The 25,379-nt window shown below is 71.2% G+C and carries 21 protein-coding genes and 1 tRNA gene; 17 read left to right on the top strand and 5 right to left on the bottom strand.

The window, feature by feature from the left end; genetic code table 11:
* The first annotated feature begins 1 nt into the window (after position 1).
* From Leucomu_RS12890 to Leucomu_RS12870, 5 genes are read left to right on the top strand one after another with little or no spacing between them, the layout of a single operon-like run.
* Positions 2–1,003 carry an ABC transporter substrate-binding protein gene (locus Leucomu_RS12890; RefSeq protein ID WP_128387462.1) on the top strand — a complete coding sequence of 334 codons (1,002 nt, stop codon included), beginning with the start codon at positions 2–4 and terminating at the stop codon, positions 1,001–1,003.
* The gene (locus Leucomu_RS12885; protein WP_017883793.1) at positions 1,000–1,833 is read left to right on the top strand and encodes an ABC transporter permease; all 834 of its coding nucleotides are present in this window, start codon (positions 1,000–1,002) and stop codon (positions 1,831–1,833) included. The genes Leucomu_RS12890 and Leucomu_RS12885 overlap by 4 nt, the downstream gene beginning before the upstream one ends.
* Complete coding sequence (locus Leucomu_RS12880; RefSeq protein WP_228407113.1) at positions 1,833–2,681, top strand: ABC transporter permease; 849 nt, start codon at positions 1,833–1,835, stop codon at positions 2,679–2,681. The genes Leucomu_RS12885 and Leucomu_RS12880 overlap by 1 nt, the downstream gene beginning before the upstream one ends.
* Positions 2,678–3,364 carry an SDR family NAD(P)-dependent oxidoreductase gene (locus Leucomu_RS12875; protein WP_164884566.1) on the top strand — a complete coding sequence of 229 codons (687 nt, stop codon included), beginning with the start codon at positions 2,678–2,680 and terminating at the stop codon, positions 3,362–3,364. The genes Leucomu_RS12880 and Leucomu_RS12875 overlap by 4 nt, the downstream gene beginning before the upstream one ends.
* A 44-nt stretch (positions 3,365–3,408) precedes the next feature.
* A complete protein-coding gene (locus Leucomu_RS12870) occupies positions 3,409–4,257 on the top strand; it encodes an alpha/beta fold hydrolase (RefSeq protein WP_128387460.1) in 849 nt (282 codons plus the stop codon).
* Positions 4,258–4,413: 156 nt separating this feature from the next.
* Here the strand turns inward: Leucomu_RS12870 and Leucomu_RS12865 are convergent.
* Positions 4,414–4,490, bottom strand: a tRNA-Arg gene (locus Leucomu_RS12865).
* A gap of 232 nt (positions 4,491–4,722) precedes the next feature.
* Here Leucomu_RS12865 and Leucomu_RS12860 point away from each other — a divergent pair.
* From Leucomu_RS12860 to Leucomu_RS12850, 3 genes are read left to right on the top strand one after another with little or no spacing between them, the layout of a single operon-like run.
* Positions 4,723–5,262, top strand: coding sequence for an adenine phosphoribosyltransferase (locus Leucomu_RS12860; protein WP_128387879.1), 540 nt, complete (start codon positions 4,723–4,725; stop codon positions 5,260–5,262).
* Between the two features lie 41 nt (positions 5,263–5,303).
* The gene (locus Leucomu_RS12855) at positions 5,304–8,474 is read left to right on the top strand and encodes a hypothetical protein (protein ID WP_128387459.1); all 3,171 of its coding nucleotides are present in this window, start codon (positions 5,304–5,306) and stop codon (positions 8,472–8,474) included.
* A gap of 22 nt (positions 8,475–8,496) precedes the next feature.
* Entirely contained in the window at positions 8,497–10,233 is a 1,737-nt protein-coding gene (locus Leucomu_RS12850) for an AMP-binding protein (protein WP_128387458.1), read from the top strand.
* 34 nt (positions 10,234–10,267) lie between these two features.
* Here the strand turns inward: Leucomu_RS12850 and Leucomu_RS12845 are convergent, their stop codons facing one another.
* Entirely contained in the window at positions 10,268–11,389 is a 1,122-nt protein-coding gene (locus Leucomu_RS12845) for an o-succinylbenzoate synthase (protein ID WP_128387457.1), read from the bottom strand.
* A gap of 127 nt (positions 11,390–11,516) precedes the next feature.
* On the opposite strand from Leucomu_RS12845, the gene Leucomu_RS12840 reads away from it, so the two are divergent.
* From Leucomu_RS12840 to Leucomu_RS12820, 5 genes are all read left to right on the top strand, one after another.
* Positions 11,517–11,846: a TfoX/Sxy family protein gene (locus Leucomu_RS12840; RefSeq protein ID WP_128387456.1), complete on the top strand. Its 330-nt coding sequence runs from the start codon at positions 11,517–11,519 to the stop codon at positions 11,844–11,846.
* A gap of 9 nt (positions 11,847–11,855) precedes the next feature.
* On the top strand, positions 11,856–12,833 hold the full coding sequence (locus Leucomu_RS12835) for a 1,4-dihydroxy-2-naphthoyl-CoA synthase (protein ID WP_017883784.1): 978 nt from the start codon (positions 11,856–11,858) through the stop codon (positions 12,831–12,833).
* Positions 12,834–13,561: 728 nt separating this feature from the next.
* Positions 13,562–14,989 (top strand): MFS transporter, encoded by a 1,428-nt coding sequence (locus tag Leucomu_RS12830; RefSeq protein WP_128387455.1) that lies wholly within the window; start codon positions 13,562–13,564, stop codon positions 14,987–14,989.
* Between the two features lie 9 nt (positions 14,990–14,998).
* Positions 14,999–16,264, top strand: a complete 1,266-nt coding sequence (locus Leucomu_RS12825; RefSeq protein ID WP_228407112.1) for an AMP-binding protein — start codon at positions 14,999–15,001, stop codon at positions 16,262–16,264.
* Positions 16,261–17,214, top strand: a complete 954-nt coding sequence (locus tag Leucomu_RS12820; RefSeq protein ID WP_164884565.1) for a 1,4-dihydroxy-2-naphthoate polyprenyltransferase — start codon at positions 16,261–16,263, stop codon at positions 17,212–17,214. The genes Leucomu_RS12825 and Leucomu_RS12820 overlap by 4 nt, the downstream gene beginning before the upstream one ends.
* A gap of 31 nt (positions 17,215–17,245) precedes the next feature.
* Here the strand turns inward: Leucomu_RS12820 and Leucomu_RS12815 are convergent, their stop codons facing one another.
* The gene (locus Leucomu_RS12815; protein WP_128387453.1) at positions 17,246–18,997 is read right to left on the bottom strand and encodes a bifunctional 3'-5' exonuclease/DNA polymerase; all 1,752 of its coding nucleotides are present in this window, start codon (positions 18,995–18,997) and stop codon (positions 17,246–17,248) included.
* A 137-nt stretch (positions 18,998–19,134) separates the two neighbouring features.
* The gene (locus tag Leucomu_RS12810; RefSeq protein WP_164884564.1) at positions 19,135–19,563 is read right to left on the bottom strand and encodes a DUF4229 domain-containing protein; all 429 of its coding nucleotides are present in this window, start codon (positions 19,561–19,563) and stop codon (positions 19,135–19,137) included.
* A 166-nt stretch (positions 19,564–19,729) separates the two neighbouring features.
* On the opposite strand from Leucomu_RS12810, the gene Leucomu_RS12805 reads away from it, so the two are divergent.
* From Leucomu_RS12805 to Leucomu_RS12795, 3 genes are all read left to right on the top strand, one after another.
* Positions 19,730–20,128, top strand: a complete 399-nt coding sequence (locus Leucomu_RS12805; RefSeq protein WP_017883778.1) for a PLDc N-terminal domain-containing protein — start codon at positions 19,730–19,732, stop codon at positions 20,126–20,128.
* Positions 20,129–20,202: 74 nt separating this feature from the next.
* Complete coding sequence (menD, locus tag Leucomu_RS12800) at positions 20,203–21,975, top strand: 2-succinyl-5-enolpyruvyl-6-hydroxy-3-cyclohexene-1-carboxylic-acid synthase (RefSeq protein WP_128387877.1); 1,773 nt, start codon at positions 20,203–20,205, stop codon at positions 21,973–21,975.
* A 143-nt stretch (positions 21,976–22,118) separates the two neighbouring features.
* Entirely contained in the window at positions 22,119–22,991 is an 873-nt protein-coding gene (locus Leucomu_RS12795) for a PPK2 family polyphosphate kinase (protein ID WP_017883776.1), read from the top strand.
* Positions 22,992–23,043: 52 nt separating this feature from the next.
* Here the strand turns inward: Leucomu_RS12795 and Leucomu_RS12790 are convergent, their stop codons facing one another.
* Entirely contained in the window at positions 23,044–24,420 is a 1,377-nt protein-coding gene (locus Leucomu_RS12790) for an isochorismate synthase (RefSeq protein WP_017883775.1), read from the bottom strand.
* A 194-nt stretch (positions 24,421–24,614) separates the two neighbouring features.
* On the opposite strand from Leucomu_RS12790, the gene ubiE reads away from it, so the two are divergent.
* Positions 24,615–25,376: a bifunctional demethylmenaquinone methyltransferase/2-methoxy-6-polyprenyl-1,4-benzoquinol methylase UbiE gene (gene ubiE, locus Leucomu_RS12785; RefSeq protein WP_128387452.1), complete on the top strand. Its 762-nt coding sequence runs from the start codon at positions 24,615–24,617 to the stop codon at positions 25,374–25,376.
* The last annotated feature ends 3 nt before the right edge of the window (positions 25,377–25,379 follow it).

Genomic DNA, 25,379 nt, shown 5'->3' with positions numbered 1-25,379 from the left:
AATGAAGCACTACATCAAGAAGACGATGGCGACGGCGCTCGCCGCCACCGCTTCCATCGCGCTCCTGGCGGGCTGCAGCGGATCCGCCGGCGCCGAGCAGCCGGGTGACGGCGACGGACTCGTTCCCGTCAATGTCGGGGTCTTCGCGGCTGCCGATAACGCTGCACTGTACATGGGGGTCGAACAGGGCTTCTTCGAGGAGCAGGGCCTCGACGTCGATATCCAGGTGCTCGACAGCGGTCCCGCTGTGACGGCCGCCGTCGTCGCGGGGGATATCGACTTCGGCTACTCGAATACACTGTCGCTGGTCATCGCCAGCAGCCGAGGCCTGCCGATCACCGTCGTCTCAGGTGGTGTCGCCGCCGGACAGGACGTGCAGGGCGGGTCGGATGCGAACGCCGCCGTGCTGGTGCCCTCGGACAGCGACATCGTCGGGCTTGAGTCGCTGCCCGGGAAGACCATCGCGGTCAATGCACTGGGCAACATCCTCGAGGTGACGTTGAAGAATGCGCTTGAGACAGAGGGGATCGACACCGAAAGCGTCAACATGGTCGAGATTCCGTTCCCGGAAATGCCCGCGGCGCTCGCCTCGGGACAGGTCGATGCGGCGTTCATGCTGGAACCGTTCGTGACGATGTCGGAGATGCAGGATGACGCCCGCCCCGTGGCTTTCCCCTACGAGCTCGTGACCCCCGGGTTCCAAGCCGGCGTCTATTTCACGACGATGCCCTTCCTGCAGGAGAATGAGGCGACGGTTACCGGGTTCCAGAACGGGCTGAAGGCCGCGGTCGAGTACTCGAAGGAGAATCCGGACGCCGCGCGCGCCGTCGTGCCGACCTTTCTCAGCATTCCTGAGGACATTGTCGCCGAGATGAATCTTCCCACGTTCATCACCGAGGCCGATCCCGAGCACATCGAGCTCTTCGTCGAGCTGGGCCAGCGATACGACCTGGTCGAGGGTGAGGTCGACCTTGAGACGCTGACGGCGGGGCTTTCTCGTTGACTTCCATCACGGTGAGTGCGCCGTCCGCCGGAAGGGGAAGCCATGAGAAGCGTCTTCCCCTTCCGGCGCGGAACCTGCTGCTCGCGCTGCTCGGTATCGGGAGCATCCTCATCGCGGCAGAGCTCTCGTCGCGGCTCGGGCTCGTGGACCCGAGGTTCGTTCCTCCGGTGTCCGAGATCGTGCTTCAGATCGGACAGGAGCTTGGCTCTGCGACGCTGTGGTCGAGTGTGCTCCTGACGATGGGCGGATGGGGGCTCGGGTTGCTGATCGCCCTCGCCATCGGAGTGCCTGTCGGGCTGATCTGCGGGCTCGTCGATCCGATCTACTATGCGCTGCGCCCGATCATCGAGTTCCTGCGCCCGGTTCCCTCGGTCGCGCTGATCCCGCTCGCGATCATCATGTTCGGGGCAGGAATGGAGTCGAAGGTCTTCCTCGCGGCGTTCGCGTCGACTTGGCCGATCCTGGTGCAAACCATCTACGGTATGAGAGATCTCGATCCACTGCAGTTCGATGTGGCGCGATCGGCGCGGGTCGGAACCCGGCGCATGATTCTGAATGTGCTGATCCCGAGCAGTTTCCCCTACGTAGTCACCGGGATCCGCCTCGCATCGGCGATTTCGTTGGCGCTCGTGGTCAGCACGGAGATCATCATTGGAGCTCCGGGGCTCGGTTCTCTGATCAACGTCTCACGCTCGTCGGGCAACGTCCCGGAGATGTACGCGTTGATCTTCGTCACCGGCTGTCTGGGGGTGCTGATCAACATCGTGATGGTGCAGATCGAGAGGCGGCTGCTCAACTGGCACGTCTCGCACAGAAAGGCGGGGAGCTGATGACAACACCCTCAGACGGATCATCGACGGCGATGATCCGGATCCGTTCGCTGAAGCGTTCGAAACAGCGCCGTCCGTCAGGCGAAAACCGCCGGTGGCGTTCTTTGGAGATCGTGGTTCCGGTACTGCTCGTCGCCGTGATCTGGATCGCCAGCCTAGGCTCCGAGACGTTCTTCCTCCCTTCGATGCCGAGGATCATGGAGGCGTTCGCCGATGCCTGGCTGTTCGACCGCGTGCCGACCGATATCGCTCCGAGTCTCGGCCGACTCGCGCTGGGCTTTGCCATCGGGGTGCTGCTGGGAGCGATACTCGGGTATCTGTTCGGACTCTCCGATGCGCTCTATCGCATGTACTCGCCGGTGGTCGAGTTCTGCCGGGGCCTCCCAGCGCCCGCGGTTCTTCCCGTGCTCATGGTGGTGTTCGGGATCGGGGTGCAAACCCAGGTCGCCCTGATCGTGTTCGGAACCATCTGGCCGGTGTTGATCAGCGTGGTCGGAGGTGTGCGGAGCATCGACGCGACGAATATCGATACCGCGCGATCCTTGAGACTCAGTCGCCTCGACCGATTCTTCAGCATTATCGTCCCCGCCTCTGCGCCGCAGCTCTTCGCGGGCATGAAGACGTCGCTCTCCCTGGGCATCATTCTGATGGTGATCAGTGAGATGGTCGGCAGCTCGGACGGTATCGGCTACTTCGTGATCCAGGCCCAGCGGCAGTTCGACATGCCAGCGATGTGGGCTGGCATCATTCTGCTCGGGATGGTCGGCTACGTGCTGAACGCGGTCTTCGATCTGATCGAGAGCCGCGTGCTTTCGTGGTACCACGCCTCGAAGGGGCGGGCATCGTGACCGCCGGGGTGACCATTGTGACGGGCGCATCAGGAGGGATCGGACGCGCGACCATCGAGACGCTGACGACGCGGGGGCACCGTTGCGTCGGCTGGGATCGGGTTCCGGCGCCCGACATGCGTAGCGTCCTGATGGATCTCACGGATCCCGAACAGGTGCGCCAGGCGATTCGGGAGAGCGTCGATGATGCAGGGGTGCGAGCGATCGTGCACTGCGCCGGGGTGGTGCACTTCTCCGGCCTCGCGGGGACCGACCCTGAGGTCTGGCAGCGAGTGATCCAGATCAACCTCGTCGCCACTATCGGCATGTTCCAGCAACTGATTCCAGTCATGAACGACGGCGGGCGCGTGGTGATGTTCGGGTCTGGGACGGTGCCCAAGGGGCCAGCCGAGATGTTCGGGTACACCGCCTCCAAAGCGGGCGTCATGGGCTTCGCGAGAAGCCTTGCCCGAGAGCTCGGGCCAAGGTCGATCACGGTGAACGTCGTGAGCCCGGGCTTCACGGAGACCGGGATGGTGCAGGGATTCCGCCACACGGAAGACGCGAACGTTCGGAGCCGTGCGATCCAGAGGAGTGCTCGTCCGGAGGACGTCGTCGGCCCGGTCGCGTTCTTCCTCTCCGAAGATGCCGCGTTCGTCACGGGCCAGAACCTGTACGTCGACGGCGGATCGGTCATGCCGTGACCTGGGACGGTACATACGCGAATCAAACGAAAGGAACGCACACAATGAGTAAGAGGCCCACTGAGAGCACTGCCGCGCAGTTCCGCACGGTGAGGGCAGGAAGCTTCCGAACCGCCTACATCGAAGCCGGCCGACCGGAGCTCCCGACCGTCGTGCTGCTGCACGAGGGCGCCTATGGGGCGTCTGCGTGGCTGTGCTGGAGGGAGCTGATCGGCGCACTGGCTGAGGACTACCACGTCGTGGCCCCGGACCTGCTCGGGTTCGGCGAGACCGACAAAGCGGTATTCCTCGATCGCTCGCCGTATTCCTTCCGCGTCGATCACATCTCGGATTTCTGCCGCACGCTCGGTATCGGGGACGCGGCTTTCATCGGGGCGTCGTTCGGGGGATCCCTCGCTTTGCGAGCTGTTGCGCAGTCACCCGGGGCATGGCCGGTGAGTCGGGTTCTTACGCTGTCGGGAAGCGGGGGGCCGTACCGGCTCCCATCGGGAATCGAGGCACTCGCCGATTTCGATTCCACGCTCGAGGCGGCCCGCAAGATCACTTCGCTGGTCGTATCAAACGTCGACGATCTGGAAGATCATATCGAGACGCGTCTCGAGCTCAGCCTCATGCCAGGGCACTGGGAGGCGCAGAACGCGCCGAGGCTGCGCGCGCCGAATCGGCAGAGCCCCCCGAGAGAGGACACCTTCCTTGGCGACCTGGGGAGAGTTTCGGTGCCGGTCTGGTTCGTGGAGGGGAAGCGGGATCGTCTCCTGGAAACCGGTTGGTCGGAGCGCCTTCGTGAACTGACGCCAGGATCGAGGAGCCTGCTGGGCGACTTCGCCCACGAGCCGAACATCGATGAGCCCGAGAAACTCCTGCCGATTCTTCGGGACTTCTTGAGCGCGTGAAACGCGGAGGATCCGGCAGGTGATTATCGCCCGGGCAGCTGCAACTTTACTGGCTGCTCGCGAGCGGCGTGAGCGCGCAACTCGGCACAAGCTCGGCACCGGTTGGGCCGGAAAAGAAATCCCGGTCAGGTATGACTCCTGACCGGGATATTCTCGTGGCGCGCCCCGAGGGATTCGAACCCCCGACCTTCTGATCCGTAGTCAGATGCTCTATCCAGCTGAGCTAGGGGCGCACGTTGGTTTCACCAACCAGGAAGACATTACACGACTCCGCTCCGCTCTTCAAATCGGGGCGGGTTCCGCGGCGCACGGGCGTGTCGCCCTCGCGCGCCCTCCGCGACCGCTCGCGGGCCGGGTGGGATGGCGGTGGTCGTGCTGTTCGGATCCCGGGGATCCGCGCGCTCCGCCGCGCCGCCTGCCGGTACTCTGGTTCGCGTGACGGAGACGACGAACGAGCCCCTCGACATGCCCTACTACCCCGAGTCGAGCGCCGAGCTCGAGCGCGCCGAGTCCCTGATCCTCGAGATCCCCGATTACCCGAGCGCCGGCATCCTCTTCCGCGACATCACTCCGCTGCTCGCCGACGGGCCCGCCTTCCGCGCCACCGTCGACGCGCTCATCGCCCCGTTCCGCGGCACCTTCGACGCGATCGCGGGGCTCGAGGCGCGCGGCTTCCTGCTGGCGAGTGCGGCCGCCTACGCGAGCGGCACCGGCCTCATGCCGATTCGCAAGTCCGGCAAGCTGCCCCGCCCCGCAGCCGGGGTGGGCTACTCGCTCGAGTACGGCATCGCCGAGGTCGAGGCGCACGCCGACTTCCCGCGGGGCTCCCGAGTGCTCGTGATCGACGACGTGCTCGCGACGGGCGGCACCCTCGCGGCGGCGCACGAGGTGCTGCGCATGCTCGACTACGAGGTGGCGGGCACCGCGGTGCTCTTCGAGATCGACGACCTCGGCGGGCGCGACGCGGTGGGCGACCCGCGACTGCACACGGTGTTCCGCAGCTGACACGGGCGCCGAGTGTCGGTGGTCGTCGTTAGGGTCGAAGCATGCGAGAGACGCCGCACCACGACGATGAGCGATCGGAGCGCTTCGACCCCTTCGACCTCGACGCGTCTGATCCCGAGCTGCTGAACACGGGCAGGATCCCCGATCCGCGGCCCGAGCACACCGCGCTCTTCCGATGGCTCGCCGGCGTGCTCACGGCCGTCGAGGCCCGCCTGCGGGCGGTCGGCGGCGTCTCGCTGCGATGGGTGATCCGGCTCGCGTGCGGGCTGATCGCGGCGATCGGCGTCTTCTTGCTCGTCGGGCCGGTCATCAACGAGCCCCTCGACTTCGACGACGTGATCGCGTCGGCGAAGGTCGACGAGGTCGACTGGATCGCGCGCGATGTCGAGGTCGACTACGTCGTCGAGCGCGACGACCAGGGTGCGTTCGTCGCGCGCGTCGAGGAGAGCTACACCGCCGATTTCAGGAACGGGCCCGAGGCGGCGGTCGAGCGCACCATCGTCACGGAGTTCGAGGGCCACGACGTCGAGTTCGCCCTGCACGCCGCCACCGTCGACGGCGAAGCGGCCACGGCAGCGGTCGAACCGGCGGCGACCACCACCACGGTGCGCCTCACGAGGCCCGACGGCGAGCGCTTCGCGGGGCAGCAGCGCATCACGATCGCCTACGACCTGCACCACCTCATCGCCCCCGAACTCGACGAGGCGACCGGCCGCACCGTCGATGCGCTGTCGTGGCCGCTCTTCGCGCCCACGTGGCCGCAGGCGACGAAGGGCATCGAGGTCTCGCTCGCGCTCGCCCCCGAACTCGATGATGCCCTCGTGCGTCAGCCGCGGGCCTACGTCGGCTGGCTGCTCATCAGCGACACCGAGTGGCTGACGCCCGAGGGCGAGTCTGCCGAGGGCGTGCGCTACTCCTTCACGAACGACGACACGCTGCCGCCCAACGCCGACATCTGGGTCGACGCGAGCTTCCGCGAGGGCACCTTCGAGTTGCCGCCGAAGACGACGCTGTTCTGGGTGCAGAGCTACGGACCGCTGCTGCCGCTCGCCCTGCTCGCCGTGCTGCTGCTCTTCTCCCTCGCAGCGCGCCGCGTCGTCTGGGCCGACAGCGCCGGAGACCCCTGGTATCTGTCGCGCAGCGAGCCGCCCGAGCGCATCACCCCCGAGTTCGCGGCGCAGCTGCTGCGACGGCCGCGGCACGCCGAGCTGATGAACGCGCTCGAGCGCCCGCCCGCGTCGGCCAGCCGCGGCCGTTCGAGGCCCAAGACCGGGGGTGCGGCTCGCGCGCGCTGGATCGCCCGTGCAGCCCGGGCCGGGCATCGCGCAGGGCGCCTCGGCAACCTGCCGTCGATGTGGAAGTGGAGGGCGCGCTGGAGGCTGAGCGGCGCCGTCGAGGCCCGTGGCCTGCGCTGGGCTCCCGACAGCTACGTGCGAGACGTGTTCCTGTTCGCGCCCGTCGCCATCGCGCTCGTGCAGTGGGGGCTGCTGCGGCAGCTGTCGCATCAGGTCGTCCTGCTGGTCGTGTGGTGGCCGTTCGCGTTCGTGATGGCCTCGACGCTGCTCGCCGTCGTCACCGTTGCGGCCGTGTGGCGGCCCCGGCCGCTCACCCGCGACGGCGCGCTCGCGGTGCAGCAGCTCAAAGGCATCGATGTCTTCGCACGGGCGACCCGGCTGCGGGATCGCGGCCCGCTCGACGACCCGCTGCTGCCGTACGCGCTGCTCTTCGAGGGAGCCCGCGACGCCGGCCGAGCGGTCGTGCTGCACGCCGCCGGCGAGACCGGAGACGACGAGCCCGGCCGCGGATGGCGCACCGACCACTTCATCTCGGCCCCGGCCCTGCTCGCGATCGTCGCCGCGATCTTCGTGCTCGCCGGATCCATCTTCACGGTCTCCGCGCAACCGCCCCCGTACGACAGCTCGATCGATCGTGTCACCAGGCACGATGAGCTGCCGGGCACCTTCTACTCCGAGGTGCAGGGCTTCGAGATCGAGGCGGAGCTCTCACGAGACGAATCGGGCCGCGCGCGGCTGAGCGTCACCGAGACGAACACCGTGCGCTTCGACGGCTCGGCCTCGCGAGTGCCGCAGTTCGCCCGCGAGTGGCCCAGCGCGCGCCTCGGCCAGCGGCTCGGCGTCGAGGTCGGGTCCGTGCGCATCGACGGCGACCCCGCTCCGTTCCGCGAGGTGCCGCAGCGCGAGAGCCTGGCGGTCGTGACCCAATTCGAGCAGGTGCTCGACGGCACGCACGAGATCGAGATCGAGTACACGCTCTCGGACGCCGCCGTCGAGGCCCCGAAGGCGGGCGGCCCGGTCGAGCAGGTGCGCTGGACCGCCCTCTACTCCTTCTGGGACGACGAGTACTACACCACGGCCGGCGCCTACTTCGACGGCAGATCGCCGGTGCGGCCCATCCGGGTGCAGCTCGTGGTCGCACCGGATCTCGTCGACGAGATCGTCGACGCCGGCTGGATCGTCTCCGACCACGACCTGCGCAAGCAGCCGGGCGAGCACGGCAACTGGATGCGGCCCTGGGTCTACGAGAACCGCGTCTACGACGACCGCAGCGGCGCGCACGAACTGCGGATCGGCTCGCAGCAGCGGCGCGACGACGCGGCCCTCGTCGTCGAACTCGACGTCGACGAGGTCAAGTCGCGCCCCGGCTCTTCGAGCGCGCTCGAAGAGCCCGCCGAGCCGTTCGCAGTCGACCCCGACCTCAACTCCTGGCTCGGCAAACACGAGCTCAACCAGAACACCGACCTCGGCGCCAGACTCGACTTCGCACCCGGCACCTTCGCGCGGGTCGACGCGGGGGCCTACGGGCGATACCTCAACTCCTACCGGCTGCCGTTCACCGCGCTGCTCGCCCTGGCCGGAGCAGTCGTCGCCGCCTCGGTCGGCGTGATCGCCTTCCTCGTGCGCACCGGCCGCCGCACCAGCCTCTCCCTGGCCGCGATCTCCTTCGTCGCGATCCCAGTCGCGGCGCTCGCGCAGTGCGTGCTCTTCTTCTGGGTGGTGCCCACCATGAGCGGTAGCGATGTCCGCGGCGGGCTCGGTGTCGCGATGGGCGGTCTCATGCTCGCCGCCGTGATCGTGCAGCTCGTGTTCGCACTCAGGCGCCGCACCGCCGAAACCGACCCCGCGGTGAGCGTGCGGCGACCCGAAACCGGCTTCCGGCCCGCGTCGCGCCGCGCATCCCGGTCGAGGGGCTGAAGAGAAGGGCAGAATAGTGACCATGACCGACATCGACGCCACGCGCGCATTCTTCGACGCCCGCGACCAACTGCTCGACCTCGCAGGCGACCCGGCCCGCGCCCGCGCCGAATTCCGATGGCCCGACGTCGGGCCGAGCTTCAACTGGGCGCACGACGTCTTCGATGTGATCGCCGAGGGCAACGACGACACCGCGCTGTGGATCGTCGACGCCGACGGCGGCGAGCAGAAGCGCAGCTTCGCGCAGATGAAGCGACGCTCCGACCAGGTCGCCAACTGGATGCGCGGCATCGGCGCGCGCAAGGGCGACGTCGCGATGCTGATGCTCGACAACCGCATCGAGCTCTGGGAGATCATGCTCGCCGCCCTGAAACTCGGCGTCGTGATCCTGCCCACCTCCGTGGTGCTCGGCGCGCACGAACTGCGCGACCGCATCGAGCGCGGCCGCGTGCGCTGGGTGTTCGCCGCGGCCGACGACGCCCTCAAATTCGCCGACGTGCCCGGCGACTACGGGCGCGTCGGCGTCGGTCTCGAGCAGGCGCACCGCGACCAGCGCGCCGCCCTCTTCGACTGGCTGCGCTACGAGGAGTCGAGCGCCGCCTCGCTCGCGGTGATCCCGCACACCACCGCCAGCGCTGATCCCTCGCTCATCTACTTCACCTCGGGCACCACGAGCCTGCCCAAGATCGTCGAGCACTCCCACACCAGCTACCCGCTCGGGCACCTCACCACCACGGCCTGGATCGGGGTGCGCCCCGGCGACGTGCACTCCGTGGTGAGCGCACCCGGCTGGGGCAAGCGCGCCTGGTCGAGCTTCTTCTCGCCCTGGAACGTGGGCGCCACCATCTTCGTGCTCGGCTACACGCGCTTCGACGCCGAGCACTTCGTCTCCGAACTCGACCGCGCAGGGGTCAACACCTTCTGCGCGCCGCCCACCGTGTGGCGCATGCTCATCCAGCACCGCCTCGACCGCAAGCCGCGCGCGCTCCGAGAACTGCTCTCGGCAGGCGAGCCGCTCAACCCAGAGGTGATCGCCCGCATCCGAGAATGGTGGGGCCTCGACATCCGCGACGGCTACGGCCAGACCGAGACCACCGCCCTGATCGCCAACATGCCGGGTGACCCCATCGTGCCGGGCGCCATGGGCATCCCGCTGCCCGGCGTCGACGCGGTGCTCGTCGACCCGCTCACCGGAGCCGAGACGCAGGAGGGCGAGATCTGCCTGCGGCTCACCCCCGAGCGGCCGAAGAACCTCATGCCCGGCTACTTCGGCAATCCCGAGGCGACCGAGAGAGCGACCTCGGGTGGGCTCTTCCACACGGGTGACGTCGCCCAGCGCGATCCCGAGACGGGGGTGCTCACCTTCGTCGGGCGCACCGACGACATCTTCAAGTCGAGCGACTTCAAGGTGTCCCCCTTCGAGGTCGAGAGCGCGCTCATCGAACACGAGCTCGTGGCCGAGGCCGCCGTGGTCGGCGCCCCCGACGACACCCGGCTCAACGTCACGAAGGCGTACGTCGCGCTCGCCGCCGGGGCCTCCGCCGACGCCGACACCGCCCGCGCGATCCTCGCTCACGCCCGAGCCGCTCTGCCGCCCTACATGCGCGTGCGCCGGGTCGAGTTCTTCGAACTGCCCAAGACCTCGTCGGGCAAGATCCGCCGAGTCGAGCTGCGGGAGCGCGAGCTGGCCGCGCACCGGCAGGGGCAGCGGATCGCCACCGAGTGGCGCGAGGAGGATTTCCCGGGGCTCAAAGGCTGAGCGCCCGCCCGCGGTGCTCGCCGCGCGGTTGCGATCACCGGGAGGCGCTGAGCAGCGCGTGGCAGCGGGCCACGCGCTCCCGCCACCACCGTTCGCGCGCGGCGGGAGCCGCGTAACGGGCGAGCAGTTCGGGATCGAGCTCTGGGCGCCGCACCTCGATCGCGCCGTCGCGCGGCAGCAGCGGATCGGAGCACACGTCGCCCTCGAGCAGCGCCACCGTGCCGAGGCCGCACGCGCCGGCGAGCACCGCACCCTGCGCCCCGTCGCGCTCGGCGAGCGGCAGCCCCGCCGCGAGGTGCAGCCCCATCGCGATGCCGACCGAGGTGTCGAGCGCGCTCGACACGACCACCGGCAGACCGGCCTCGGCCACGATCCCGACCGCGCGTCGGATGCCCCCGAGCGGTTGCGCCTTCACGATCAGCAGATCCGCCGCGCCGGCCCGCGCCACCGCGAGCGGGTCGGCCGCCTTGCGCACGCTCTCATCGGCCGCGATGCGCACGAGGGGTGAGGTGCGGACCGTTGATCCCGAGGTTGCAGTGGCTTCGCCGAGCAGCGGATCGGGTATCTCACCGGCATCGCCCGTGCTCAGCCGCCGCCGCACCTCGACCAGCTCGTCGACGCCTCCGCACGGTTGCTCGGCGTAGTCGAGGTCGAACTCGGCGAGCGCACGCAGCGCCGTCACGGCCTCGTCGACGCCCCAGCCCCCGTTCGCGTCCACGCGCACGAGCGCATCCGGCCCCATCGCCTCGCGCACCGCCCGCACCCGCGCCACGTCGTCGGCGAGATCCTGACTCCGCTCGGCGACCTTCACCTTCGCGGTGCGGCATCCCGGGAAGCGGGCGAGGATCTCGGGCACACGATCCGCCGCCACCGCGGGCACCGTCGCGTTCACCTCGACGCGATCCCGCAACGGCGCCGGCTGCTCGCGCCAGCCGAAGTCGAGGGCGGCCGCGAGCCACGCCGACGCCTCGCCGTCACCGTACTCGGGGAAGGGCGAGAACTCGCTCGCCCCCAGCGGGGAATCGAGGATCGCCGCCTCCCGCACCGAGATGCCGCGGAACCGGGTGCGGGTGGGGATCGCGACCACGCGCAGTGCCGCGAGCACCTCGTCGAGCGGGGGGAGGGCGGCCGTCTCGGGATCGGGGGCATCACTCATGCTCCGATCCTCCCACCTCGTGCGCTCGACGCGCAGTGGATCCGCCGCCGTACGGACGGATGGCGGGGAACTCATCCGAACAGCGGATCATCTACTGCGCGACGGGTGAGGGAGGTACCCTGGCGGCATGAGCACCCGGGCCGAGACCGTCGAGTTCCTCACCGACCAGCTGAGCGCGCTGCCCACCATCCGCAGCCGCAAGATGTTCGGTGAGTACTGCCTGTACTGCGATGACAAGCCCGTCGCCTTCGTGTGCGACGACGAGCTGTTCGTGAAACCCACCGACGCCGGCCGGGGGTACCTCGGCGATCCCGATGAGGCGCCCGCCTATCCGGGATCGAAGCTCTACTTCCGGGTGAGCGGCGACCGCTGGGAGGACCGCGAGTGGCTCACCGCGCTCATCGACCTGACGGCGGCGGCGCTGCCCGCCCCCAGGCCGAAGAAGCCGCGCAAGTAGGCTGGGGGCATGACGCAGCAGCCTCCGCAGAGTTCGTCCGCATCACCCTCCCCGCAGGGCGCGCAGCACGAACCGCCTCGCCCCGTCTCCGACCTCTTCGACCCCGCCGAATGGCAGACCGCACCGGGGGCCGAAGGCTACACCGACATCACCGCGCACCTCAGCCTCGACGGCCGAATCGCGCGCATCGCCTTCGACCGGCCCGAGGTGCGCAACGCGTTCCGCCCCCACACGGTCGACGAGCTCTACGACGCGCTCGAGCGGGTGCGGGTGAACCCCCGTGTGGGCGTGGTGCTGCTCACCGGCAACGGGCCCTCGCCGCGCGACGGCGGCTGGGCGTTCTGCTCGGGCGGCGATCAGCGCATCCGCGGCCGCGACGGCTACAAGTACAGCGACTCCGAGACGACCGTGGGGCCCGAGGCGCAGGCCCGTGCCGGCCGTCTGCACATCCTCGAGGTGCAGCGGCTCATCCGCTTCATGCCGAAGGTCGTCATCGCGCTCGTGCCCGGCTGGGCGGCGGGCGGCGGGCACTCGCTCAACGTGGTGTGCGACCTCACGATCGCGAGCCGCGAGCACGCGAAGTTCAAGCAGACCGACGCCGACGTGGGCTCGTTCGACGCCGGCTACGGCAGCGCCTACTTCGCCCGCCAGGTCGGGCAGAAAAACGCGCGCGAGATCTTCTTCCTCGCCCGCGAGTACGACGCGGATCGCGCCCGCGAGATCGGCGCGGTCAACGAGGTCGTCCCGCACGACGAGCTCGAGCGCACCGGCATCGAGTGGGCGCGCACCATCCTCGGCAAGTCGCCCACCGCGATCCGCATGCTCAAGTACGCGATGAACGCCGTCGACGACGGAATCGTGGGCCAGCAGCTCTTCGCCGGTGAGACCACGCGTCTCGCCTACGGCACCGATGAGGCCGTCGAGGGGCGCGACTCGTTCCTCGAGAAGCGCGAGCCCGACTGGAGCCCGTTCCCGTACCACTACTAGTCCTCGCTGGCGCTCCGGCGCGGTGCTCGCCCGCCCGGGCGCGAGTTGCGTCGGGTTGGCGTGCCGAGCGGGTGCTTCAGGCCCGATGCTCGGAGTCGGCGCTTCAGGTCAGTGCTTCAGGTCGGCGCTCGGAGTCTGCGCTCCAGGCCGGTGTTCTGACCTGCCTCGCGCCCGTCCACCCCCCTGCCGCACCGATCGACCCTCAAGCACCGCTTTCGGGCGGATCGGGGTGTGTGAGCGTCGATGGGTGCGCGTGGGTTGGGAGAGGTCGCGCGGGTCGGCACCGTCGGGGCGTGGAGGTCGGGTCCTGTCGGGTCGCCGCGCCGCCGGGGCCGCTGTGCCCCGGCGCCCCGAACACGCGTGTCGGATCCGCGTCTCGCGTGTCGAACCCGCGCCTCGTGCCCCGGATCCGCGCCCCGGATCCGCGCGTCGGGCCCGCGGATCAGTCTGCCTCCCGCCCGTCCACCGCTCCTGCCGCACCGATCGATCGTCCGGCACCGGTTTCTGGCGAATCGGGGTGTGTGAGCGTCGATCGGTGCACCTGGAGGTGGGGGATCGGGTTGCCACCACCTCCCGCACCCGCCCCCACTCCGGCACCGCAATTCCGATCCGTCCCCCCGCCCCGACCCCGCCCCGACCCCACCCCGCACCCCGTCCCAACCCAACCCACCCCACCCCACCCCACCCCGGCGACCGGGGCGCGAGCAGGCGGTGTAGCCTTGCAGGTGATGACGAGGCTCAGCAGACGACCACCGGGTTGGGCGACTGTCGGCGCACTCGCGTTCGTGGGTCTCACCTCGGCGTTCATGTTCACGCTGGTCGTGCCGTTGCAGGGCGAGCTGCCCGAGCTGTTGCACGCGTCGCGCGAGGACACCACCTGGGTGGTGACGATCACGCTGCTCGTGGCGGCGGTGGCGACGCCCATCTCGGGGCGGCTCGGCGACATGTACGGCAAGCGGCGCGTGGTGTTCGTGCTGCTCGCGGCGCTGATCGTGGGCTCGCTGGTCGCGGCGCTCTCGTCGTCGATCATCGGCGTGATCATCGGGCGCGGCCTGCAGGGCATCACGACCGGTGTGATCCCGCTCGGGATCGCAATCATGCGCGACGTGCTCCCGCCCGCACGGCTCGGCACGGCGGTGGCGCTCATGAGCGCCACGATGGGCGTGGGCGGCGCCGTCGGCATGCCGCTCGCCGCGCTGGTCGCCGAGAACGCCGACTGGCACGCGCTGTTCTGGATGTCGGCGGGGCTCGGTGCGCTCGGCATCGCGGCCGTGGTGGTCGCGGTGCCCGAGGACACGCTCATCTCGGGCGGGCGCCTCGACGTGGTGGGTGCGATCGGGCTGGCGATCGGGCTGACCGGGCTGCTGCTGTTCGTGTCGCGCGGGGCCGACTGGGGGTGGGGCTCGCCGCTCGCGCTCGGCTCGATGGGCGTCGGGGTGGTCGTGCTGCTGGTGTGGGGCGTCTACCAGCTGCGCACGAGCGACCCGCTGGTCGATCTTCGCGTGGCGGCCCGCCCGACGGTGCTGCTGACGAACCTCGCCGCGATCGGCATGGGGTTCTCGCTCTTCGGATCCAACGTGACGTTCCCGCAGCTGCTCGAGATGCCGCGCGAGACCGGTGCGGGCTTCGGCCTCACGATGCTCGAGGCGGCGATCTGCATCATGCCGGCCGGCCTCATCATGATGGTGCTGTCTCCGCTCTCGGGCAAGCTGGAGCGCGTCTTCGGGCCGCGGCCGCTCTTCACGGTCGGCACGTCGTCGATCGTGATCGCCTACGTGTTCGTGCTGCTGTGGTCGAGCGAGGTCTGGCACATCGTGGTCGCGAACGCCATCATCGGCGTGGGGATCGCGTTCTCGTTCGCGGCGATGCCGATGATCATCATGGGGGCGGTGCCGGCGCACGAGACGGGCGTCTCGAACGGTTTGAACGCGCTGTTCCGCTCGGTCGGCACGTCGAGCGCGTCGGCCGTGATGGGCGGTGTGCTCGCGGCGATGAGCGTGGAGCACGAGGGCCGCGCGGTGCCCACGGCGGGCGCGTTCGCGACCTGCTTCTGGATCGCGATCGCGGCGGCGGCGGTGGCGACGGTGCTCACGCTGCTCATCCCCAGGGGGCCGTGCCCCGAGCCGCGCCCGTCCCTGCCCAGGCCGAGCGAGTAGCCTGGAACGGTGACTGCGCCCAACGGACTCCGCACCATCCCCACCGATGATCGAGCCTGGCTCATGGCCGCGCTCGGCGACGCGCTGAGCGGCGGCGCCCCCATCCTCCCGGTCGCAGACGAGCAGGCGGATGCGCAGGCGATCGAAGCGCTGCAGGGCGCCGAGCTGCCCGAGCGCACCGCCGTCGTGGTGCGCACCTCGGGTTCGCGGGGTGTGCCGAAGGCGGTCGCGCTGTCGGCCGGGGCGCTGCGCGCGGGCGCCGAGGCGACGCACGAGCGGCTGGGCGGTGACGGCCAGTGGCTCGTCGCGCTGCCGGCGCACCTGATCTCGGGGTTGCAGATGCTGGTGCGCAGTGAGGTGTCGGGCATCGCGCCGCGCTTCTTCGACGTCGCGGGCGGCTTCGACCCGGCGGCGCTGCTCGAGGCCGCCGACGGGCTCGAGACCCGTCGCCGCTACGTGTCGCTCGTGCCGGTGCAGTTCTCGCGCCTGCTCGACCTGGCCGAGCGGGATCTCGATGCCGCCGATGCGCTGCGCCGCTTCGACGCCGTGCTGGTGGGCGGGCAGGCCGTGACGCTCGAGATGCGCCGACGGGCGCACGAGCTCGGGGTCGCGCTGAAGCGCAGCTACGGCATGACCGAGACGGCGGGCGGCTGCGTCTACGACGGGGTCGAGATCGGCGATACGCGCGTGCGAATCCGAGGGGGCGAGGTGCAGTTGGCCGGTTCGTCGCTGGCACTGGGATACGTGGGCGATCCCGAGCTCACCGCGCAGCGGTTCGTCGAGGATCGGGATCGCGACGGATCGGCGACCCGCTGGTATCGCACGGGCGACGCCGGCGAGCTGCTCGGCGGCATGCTCACGGTCACGGGCCGCATCGACCGGGTGATCATCTCGGGCGGCGTCAACGTGTCGCTCGACGAGGTCGAGCGCGCGGTGCGCGAGTTCGAGGGCTGGGCGAGCGCGGTCGCGGTGGGCACACCGCACCCGGAGTGGGGGGAGCGTGTGAGCCTCGTGGTCGAGACCCCGGCCGTCGAGGCCGCGGGCGCAACGGTTCCGTCGCGCAGCGGCGCCTCGCGCGCTGCCTTCGAGGAGGTGCGCGCCGCGATCCGGGATCGCCTCGGCCCCGCGGCCGCCCCCGAGTGGGCCACCGAGACCGACGAGCTGCCGCGCCTCGCGGGCGGCAAGCCCGATCTGCGGGCGATCGAGGAGTGGCTGAATCGGCTGCGGGCGAGCTTCCGGGAGACCCGGATCGCCGCGGGGGAGGAGCAGGAGTGAACGCGAAGGATCGGCGCAGATCGGGCAACCCCGCGGTGCGGGCGGCCGCCGAACGGCAGGTGAGCTCGGGCGAGGCGCCGCGCATCACGTGGCGCAACTGGGTGGGCGGTGCGCGCCTGCGCACACTCCCGCTGGCGGTCGCCCCGGTGGCGGCCGGCTCGGGCGTCGCGCACATGGTGCAGGGCTTCTCGCTGCCGCTCGCGCTGCTCGCGCTCGCCGTCGCCGTGTTCCTGCAGATCGGCGTGAACTACGCCAACGACTACTCCGACGGCATCCGCGGCACCGACGAGTTCCGGGTCGGCCCGGCCAGGCTCACGGGATCGGGCCTCGTGAACCCGAAGCGGGTGCTCGCGACCGCGCTGGTGTTCTTCGCGCTGGCGGCGGTCGCCGGGCTGGTGGCGGTGGTGCTGAGCGAGCGCTGGTGGTTCCTGGCGCTCGGTGTGCTCGCGATCCTCGCCGCCTGGTTCTACACGGGGGGCAAGCGGCCCTACGGCTATGCCGGTCTCGGCGAGGTGATGGTGTTCATCTTCTTCGGGCTCGTGGCGACCGTGGGCACGGTCTACCTGCAGACCGACGTGCAGACCCAGGAGGCGTGGGTGACCGGCGCAGGCGTCGGTTTCTTCGCGGTGGCCGTGCTCGTGATCAACAACGTGCGCGACATCCCCACCGACCGTCTCGCGGGCAAGAGGACCCTCGCGGTGCGCATGGGCGACCGCGCCTCGCGCGCGCTCTACATCGTCTGCGTGCTGCTGCCGTTCGCGGTGCCGGCGCTCTACGGCTTCGTGAACCCCGGCATGGTGCTCGTGTGGTTCGTGCTGCTGATCGTGGCGCCCTGCGTGCTCATCGCGATCACGGCGAAGACCCCGCGCGAGCTGATCCTCGTGCTGCAGCTCACGAGCCTCGCGGCGCTCGTCTACGGCGTGCTCGTGGGCGTCGCGTTCGCCTTCTGAGGCGCTCTCGCCGCTTCGCCGGCCGGGGTGCTCACTCCTTGCTCGCCCGCTCGGCGACGCGCACGTCGAGCGGGAAGTCGACGGGGGTCTCGCCGAAGAGCAGCCGACCCGCTGCCTCGGCCGAGGCCCGCACGGCGTCTGCGACGGCTTGAGCCTGCTCGCTCGGGGCGTGCACGATGACCTCGTCGTGCAGGAAGAACACGAGGTGCGGGCGGTACTCGAAGACCGGGCCCGACGCCGTCGCGGGGGCGGGCGCCGCGGCGGGCATGGCGGCGAGCCTGAGGCGCAGCTCCGCGAGCCAGGCGAGCGCCCACTCGGCGGCCGTGCCCTGCACCACGAAGTTGCGGGTGAAGCGCCCGAAGTCGCGGGCGGCGCGGCAGGCGCGGGCCTCGTCACGCGGCGTGGCCGAGGGCAGGCTCGCGAGCGACTGCGTCTCGGTCCACTCGGCGCCGGGGACGGGCGACGAGCGACCGAGCCAGGTCGAGACCGTGCCGCCCTGCTCGCCGACCTCGGCGGCCCGATCCACCAGCCGCATCGCGGCGGGGAAGCCGCGCCGCAGTCGAGGCACCAGCCGACCGCTGTCGCCCGTGGTGGAGCCGTACATCGCGCCGAGCACCGCGAACTTCGCCTCCTGCCGCGTCGAGACGAGGCCGCTCTGCACGATGCCGGAGTAGAGATCCTTGCCGGAGCCCGCGGCGGCCATCGCCCGGTCTCCGGACATCGCGGCGAGCACGCGCGGCTCGAGCTGTGCGACGTCGGCCGACACGAGCATCCAGCCGGGGTCGGCGCGCAGGGCGGGGCGCAGCCCGCGCGGCACCTGCAGAGCGCCCCCGCCGCTCGACGCCCATCGTCCGGTGACCACGCCGCCCGGCACGTAGACGGGTCGGTACCTGCCGTCGCGCACCCACTCGTCGATCCACGCCCAGCCGTTGGCGGTCAGCAGGCGCGAGAGCTTCTTGTAGCGCAGCAGCGGTTCGATCGCCGGGTGCTCGATCTCCATGAGCTCCCACTGCGAGGTCGATTCGACGTCGATGCCCGCCCGCTTGAGCGCGCGCAGCAGCTTGGGCGGGGAGTCGAGGCTCGCCTCGGGCTGGGCGAGCGCCGCGCGCACCTCGTCGGCCAGCGCGAGCATCTTCGCCGGCTTCGCGCCGCCGGCGGGGCGCGGGCCCAGCTGCTCGCGCAGCAGGCGGTCGTGCTCGGCGGCGTCCCAGGGCACCCCGGCTGATCGCATCTCGACGGCAACGAGCGCTCCGGCCGATTCGGCGGCGAGCAGCAGGCGCAGCCGGTTCGGGTCGGCGCTGGACGAGATCGCCGCCAGCTGCCGTTCGAACTCGGCGCTCGCCGATTCGGGATCGTGCGGCACGGTGGGCGCGGCCGCGCCTGCCCCCTCGAACTCGAAGAGCGCCGAGTCTTCGGGCGCCTCTTCGGCCTCGAGACCCGGCGCCGCGTCCCACTCCTCTGCCGCGAGCAGGGCTCCGCGCTCGCGCACCAGCTCCGACCGCCGCAGGATGGCGTGCGACAGCCGCAGGTCGTGGCACCGTTCCACCCGCACCCCGGTGGCGAGCAGCTGCGGATACCAGCTCGGGGCGTCGCTCCACACCCAGCGCGGCGGTGAGGCGCTGCGCTCGCGCCGCGCGATGAAGCCGGTCAGGTCGTGCGGCTCGACAGGGACGGGCTCGCCGCGCGACCCGTCGGCGCGCACGTCGATCACGGTCGCGGCGCCGTCGTCGTCGCGACCGAGGACGCTCCACCGGGGCGCCTTCTGCGCCGTCGTCTCGCTCACGGTTCAACGCTACTGCGCACCACCGACGTCGAGGGTGGGCTCGGGGCCGGGCTCGGCTCTCAGCGGTGCCGGCCGGCCGGTGCCGGCCGCGAGTGCCGGTGCGCGTCGCGGGCGGCGACGTCCGACGGCTGCGGACGCTAGGCGCGCTCGGGGCGCGCGGCATCCGTCTCGTCATCGGCGACCGCGGTGCCGGTCGCCTCCGCCGCCCGGGCGTCCGCTGCGGTCTCCGCGACAGGGGTTTCGGTCTCGGCCGGGGTGCCCGCGTCGGAGACGGGGCCGGCGGTCTCCGAGGCCTCGATCGCCTCGTCCTCGACGATGTCGTCGGCGGTGCGCTCGCGGTTGCGCCACTCGTAGATGCTCTCGGACGCCGCCTCGCGCGGCTTCGAGAGCAGCAGCACCGACAGGGACACGCTGATGAGCGCGGACAGCACCGCAGCGATGAGCGCCGACAGCATCATCGAGAACTGCAGCGAGAGCCCCAGCGCGTAGATGAGGGCGAACGGTGCCGCGAAGAACAGCAGGCGCAGTGCGGTGTAGGTGATCCAGGCGGAGCGGGGGGTCTTCACCCGCACGAGTGTACCGGCGGCGGCTGAGCCGTCGCCGAGGGGCCGGCGGGTGCTCCCGTCGATGCGCTCGGATGACGGAGGGGAGACGGGATCGGGAATCGGCAGTGCTCCCGCCGCCCGAATCAAGGGTCGGAATCGACACAGTCGGGATCGGTACCATGGGTGTATGGTGCGATTCGTGATTATCGGGATCGTCATCGCCGTGGCGTTCACGCTGTACGCTCTCGTCGATGCGGCGATGACTGATGGATCGCGCGCGCGCGGCGTCTCGAAGCCCGTGTGGGTCGTGCTCGTGGTGCTGCTGCCGGTGATCGGCGGGGTGCTCTGGTTCATGATCGGCAAGGGGGCGACGCCGGCCAAGCGGCCTGCTGCGCCCGACGATGACCCTCGATTCGCGGGGACCCGCATGTCGTCGGCCGACCTCGACTCGCACATGCGCGATCTCGAACAGCGGCTGCGCGAGCTCGACGACGAGAAGTTCCCGGGCGAAGAGGCATCCGATCCCGATGCCGAGCCGCGCGGTGAGGAGCAGCCGGGCCCCGACGACGACGCGGCGCAGAAGTGAGCGCCGGGCCGCACGGCTCGGGCTCGCCTGGCGGTGACGGGTCGGGAGCCCCCGCGGGGCCGGCCGCGTCTTCGGTGTTCGCGGTGGAACTGCTCGGAGAGCTGATCCGCCGCGGCGTGCGCGACATCGTGGTGTGCCCGGGGTCGCGCTCGCAGGCGCTCGCCCTCGCGGCGGCCGCGGCCGAGCGGGCCGACGCGATCCGTCTGCACGTGCGCCTCGACGAGCGCTCGGCGGCGTTCTTCGCGCTGGGCGTTGCACGTGAAACGGGGGTGCCCGCCCCGGTCATCGTGACGAGCGGCACGGCCGTCGCCAACCTGTCCCCCGCGGTGCTCGAGGCGCATGAGGCCCGGGTGCCGCTGATGCTCATCACCGCGGACCGCCCCGACGAGTTGCGCGGCATCCGCAGCAATCAGACCACGAGCCAGGCCGGCCTCTTCGGCTCAGTCGCCCGCCTGTCACTCGATGTGCCCGCTCCCGAGTTCGAAGCGGGCGGCGACCTGCCGCGGGATCCGGGCCGCGACCCCGGCGCCCTCGCCCAGGCCGCGCTGCGGGCCTCGCTCGGGGCGCCGGGAGCGGCCCCCGCCGGTCCGGTGCAGCTCAACATCGCGTTCCGAGAGCCGCTCTCGGGAACGCGCGGCTTCGACGCGATGATCGGCCGCGGCTTCGAGGTCGCCGCCGACGAGGGGTCGGCGATCCGGGCCGCGTCGGTCACGCCGCGCGACGGTGCAGTCGACTCCGCGGATGCCGACGCCTACGTGCACCGGGGCGACGCACTCGCGGTGGTGATCGCGGGGGAGGGCGCGGGACCCGAGGCCGAGGCCTTCGCCCACGCCGCGGGGCTGCCGCTGCTCGCCGAGGTGGTGAGCGGCTCGCGCTTCGGGCGCGAGACGATCGCGGCCTACGCCACCCTGCTCACCGCTCCGCGCGAGGACGGCCCGCCCCTCGGCGAGCTCGTGGAGCAGGCCGTCGTGTTCGGCCACCCCACGCTCACCCGCCAGGTGCCCGCTCTGCTTCGACGCGACGACGTCGACGTGGTCGTGGTCGATCCGCACCCCCGCGCCGATCACTACGATCCCGCCCGCGCCGCCCGCGTCGTGCCGCGCGTGCGGGTCGCCGATGATCACGATCCGCGCGCGCTGCGCCGCTGGCTGGGGGCCTGGGTGCTGGCCGACCGCGAGCTGCTGCGCGAGCGCACCACCGTGCACGAGCCCGACCTCGAGGCGGCCCTCGCCACCGGCTACAAGGAGCGCAGCGCGTATGCGCGCGCCGAGGTCGCCGCGATGCGCGAGCCGATCTCGCGAGAGCTGCTCGTCGAGAGCGTGTGGCGCGCCACCTGGCCGCACGACCGGTTGGTGCTCGCCGCCTCGCGACTCGTGCGGGTGCTCGACGGCCTCGCCGCCGCGCGCAAGGTCGACGTCCACGCCAACCGCGGCCTCGCCGGCATCGACGGCACGGTCGCGACGGCGCTCGGGATCGCCGCAGCCAGTCAGGGCGACGCGGATCCCGCGCGGGCCGCTGGCACCACGCGCGTGCTGATCGGCGACCTCGCGCTGCTGCACGACGCGGGCTCCCTGCTGCTGCCCGAGGGAGAGCCGACCCCGCGCATCCAGCTCTTCGTCGGCAACGACGGCGGCGGAACCATCTTCGACGGCCTCGAGGTCGCCGGTGCGGCCGATCCCGAGCTCTTCACCCGTGTGATGCGCACGCCGCAGCGGGCCGATCTCGAGTCGCTCGCCCGCGCCTACGGCTGGGAGTACCGCTGCGTCGCCACGCGCGGCGAGCTCGAGAACCTGCTCACGGAGCCGGTGACGGGCCCGAGCCTCGTCGAGATTCCGCTGGCGCCATAGCTCCGTCGGAGCGCGGCTGCGGGCGATACTCCCAGCGGGAGGCGCGCGCCGCGGCGGCGAGGACGGTCCGACGGCGCGGCGGCGAGGACGGTCCGACGGCGCGGCGGGCATACAGTGGAGGGGACGCCGACGGAGGAGGACGCATGACCGGGGGATTCTGGACCGACGATGTGACGCGGCTGCTGCGGGTGGGGCCCGGCTTCGACCTGCGCGACGTGGATCCCGACGCGAAACCCGGCACCGAGGCCCGCAAGCGGGAGGGGATCGAAGAGCTGGTCCGTTCGGCGCAGCAGCTGCGCGGCCTGCAGGAGAAGCTCTTCGCCCAGAGCCGGCTCGGGGCGCGCGACCGGCTGCTCGTGGTGCTGCAGGCGATGGACGCGGCGGGCAAGGGCGGCATCGTGAACCACGTGTTCAGCCAGGTCGAGCCCTACGGGCTCGCGCTCTCGGCGTTCAAGGCCCCCACGGAGGAGGAGCGCGCCCACGACTTCCTGTGGCGGATCGAGCCGCGCGTGCCCGCGCCCGGCATGATCGGCGTGTTCGACCGCTCGCACTACGAGGACGTGCTGATCCAGCGCGTGCGCGGATTCGCGCCTCCCGAGGAGATCGAGCGCCGCTACGGCGCGATCGTCGACTTCGAGCGGCGGCTCGTCGACGACGGCGTGCGCGTCGTGAAGATCATGCTGCACATCTCTCCCGAGGAGCAGGCCGAGCGCCTGCTCGCCCGTCTCGACGACCCCGAGAAGCACTGGAAGTACAACGCGGGCGACGTCGACGAGCGCGAGTTCTGGCCCGAATACATGGACGCCTTCGGCATCGCGATCGAGCGCACCGCCACCGAGCGGGCGCCCTGGTACGTGGTGCCGGCGAACGCGAAGTGGTATGCGCGAGCCGCGGTGCAGCGCATCGTGATCTCGGAGTTGCAGCGGATCGATCCGCGGTGGCCCGAGGCCGACTTCGACGTCGCGGCCGAGCGCGCCCGCATCGAGCGCACCGCCGGCATGCGCTGGCCCGCCTGAGCCTTCCGCACGCCGAGGCGGCCTGACCCCGCCGAGGGGCGAGGCGCGGAGCCTACTCGGCGAAGGCCTCGGTGATGGGGCGCAGCTTCGAGACCGTCTCGCCGAGCTCGTGCTCGGGATCCGAGCCCGCCACGATGCCGCCGCCGGCGCTCGCCACGATCGGGCGCGACCCGTCGGCGGCGGGCTCGCCCAGCTGCGCGCACCGCAGCGCGATCACCCACTCGCCGTCGCCGGCGGCGTCGATCCAGCCGACGGCGCCCGAGTAGCGGCCGCGGTCGAAGGGCTCGAGCTCGGCGATCGACTCGACCGCGGCCGCGGTCGGCGTGCCCGCGACGGCGGCGGTCGGGTGCAGTGCGCCGACCAGCTCGATCGCCGAGCTGAGCTCGTCGAGCGTCGCGCCGAGGTCGGTCGCGAGGTGCCACACGTTCGGCAGGCGCAGCGGGAAGGGCTCCTCGCTCGTGCGCAGATCGCGAACGTGGGGCGACAGCGCCGTCACCACGCTCTGCACGGCGAAGGCGTGCTCGTGCTGCTCCTTCGCGCTCGTCAGCAGCTGGGCGCGGGCGCGGGCGTCGCGCTGCGGGTCGTCGTCGTGCCTGGCGCGGGTGCCGGCGAGCACGCGGGCGGAGACGGCGCCGCCCGTCGAGCGGATCAGCGTCTCGGGGCTCGCGCCGACGAGGCCGTCGACCGCGAAGGTCCAGCAGTCGAGGTAGCGCTCGGCGAGCCGCCGCAGCGGCACCCGCAGATCGGCCCCGGCTTCGACGCGCCCCTCGATCTGGCGGGCGAGCACGATCTTCTCGGCCTCGCCTCGGGTGATGCGCTCCACCGCCTCGTGCACGCCCGAGATGTAGGCGTCGACCGAGTCGCGCGTCGACCGCCCGCTGCCGTGGGGGAGGGCCCGCGGCGCGAAGGCGGTGCCCCGCCACTCGCCTGGCGCGGCAGCGGCGGGGAGCTCGGGCGCCGACGATCGCGCAGGGGAGCCCGGGGCTTCGGCACCGGGCACTTCGACGCCGGGGGCTTCGACGCCCGTGATCTCGGAGCCCCCTGCCTCGTCGACTCTCGAGATCTCGGTGATCCAGGCGGCGTCGCGATGCCGGGCCACGACGAGGCGGGGCACCACCAGCACGCTCTCGGCGGTGCTGCGGTCGTCGAAGGCGAAGGCGCCGAGCGCGACGAGGCCCGTGCCGGGCAGACCCACCGGATCGTCGATCTCGGCGGCCGCGGCGAGGCGGCGCCAGTGCTCGGCGGCGTCGCGGAAGCGGTTCGGCCCGCGGAAGCCGAGGCGCAGCACTTCGCCGAGGCCGACGCTGCCGCGGTCGTCGCGGTGCCAGAGCATGGGCCGCTGCGGGTCGGCGAGGGAGAGCAGATCCGGGATGCCGGCGAGACTGCGGGTCACCGCACGCAGCCGGGGCACCTCGGGATCGCTCGTCACCCGCACCAATCTACCGGCTCGGCCTGGGTGCCGCCGAGGCGCCCGGACCGGGCCGACGCTCTCCGCGGAGACGACGCCACGAGTCGGCCCGGGCGAACGCGCGAGCGCGTGCGGTTCGCGCGGGCATCGCGCGCGGTGTCGGACGGCGGCGGGCTCCATGCCAGTCCCGAGGTGCGAAGGACTAGCATGGAGGGGTGACCCGACCCGACACCGAGACCAAGCATGCGGCCGATGTTTCAGCCATGTTCGACGAGGTGTCCCCTCGCTACGACCTGATCAATGACGTGCTCACCGTCGGCAACGACCGGCTGTGGCGCATCGCCACGACTCGTGCGATCGCCCCGCGCAAGGGCATGCGGATCCTCGACCTCGCCGCGGGCACGGGCACCTCGTCGGCCGCTCTGGCCGCGCACGGCGCGCACGTCACGGCCGCCGACTTCTCGGAGGGCATGCTCGCCGAGGGGCGCCGCCGTCACGCCGATAACGACCTGATCGACTTCGTGTGGGCCGACGCCACGCAGCTGCCCTTCGACGACGACAGCTTCGACGCGGCCACCATCTCCTACGGGCTGCGCAACGTGAGCGATCCGCGCAAGGCGCTCGCCGAGATGAGCCGCGTCGTGAAGCCGGGCGGGCGGGTGGTGATCGCGGAGTTCTCGACGCCTCCGTCGTCGCTGATCCGGAGTCCCTACCAGTGGTACGGCCGCCATGTGCTGCCCCGCATCGCGGGCCTCATCAACCGCGAGGCGGCCGAGGCGTACCGCTATCTCAACGAGTCGATCGAGGCGTGGCCGGATCAGGCCGAGCTCTGCCGGTGGATGCGCGGGGCCGGCCTCGACCGCGTCGCCTACCGCAACCTCACCTTCGGCATCGTGGCGCTGCACCGCGGCTTCGTATCCAGGGCCTCGACCGACGCTTCGAAGACCGACACCCCGAAGGGCGGAGCCACCCAGTGAGCC

Source organism: Leucobacter muris, assembly GCF_004028235.1.
GTDB classification, from domain to species: Bacteria; Actinomycetota; Actinomycetes; order Actinomycetales; family Microbacteriaceae; genus Leucobacter; species Leucobacter muris.
Note: the sequence above shows the minus strand (reverse complement) of the source record. Positions and strands in the feature narration are given on the sequence as shown.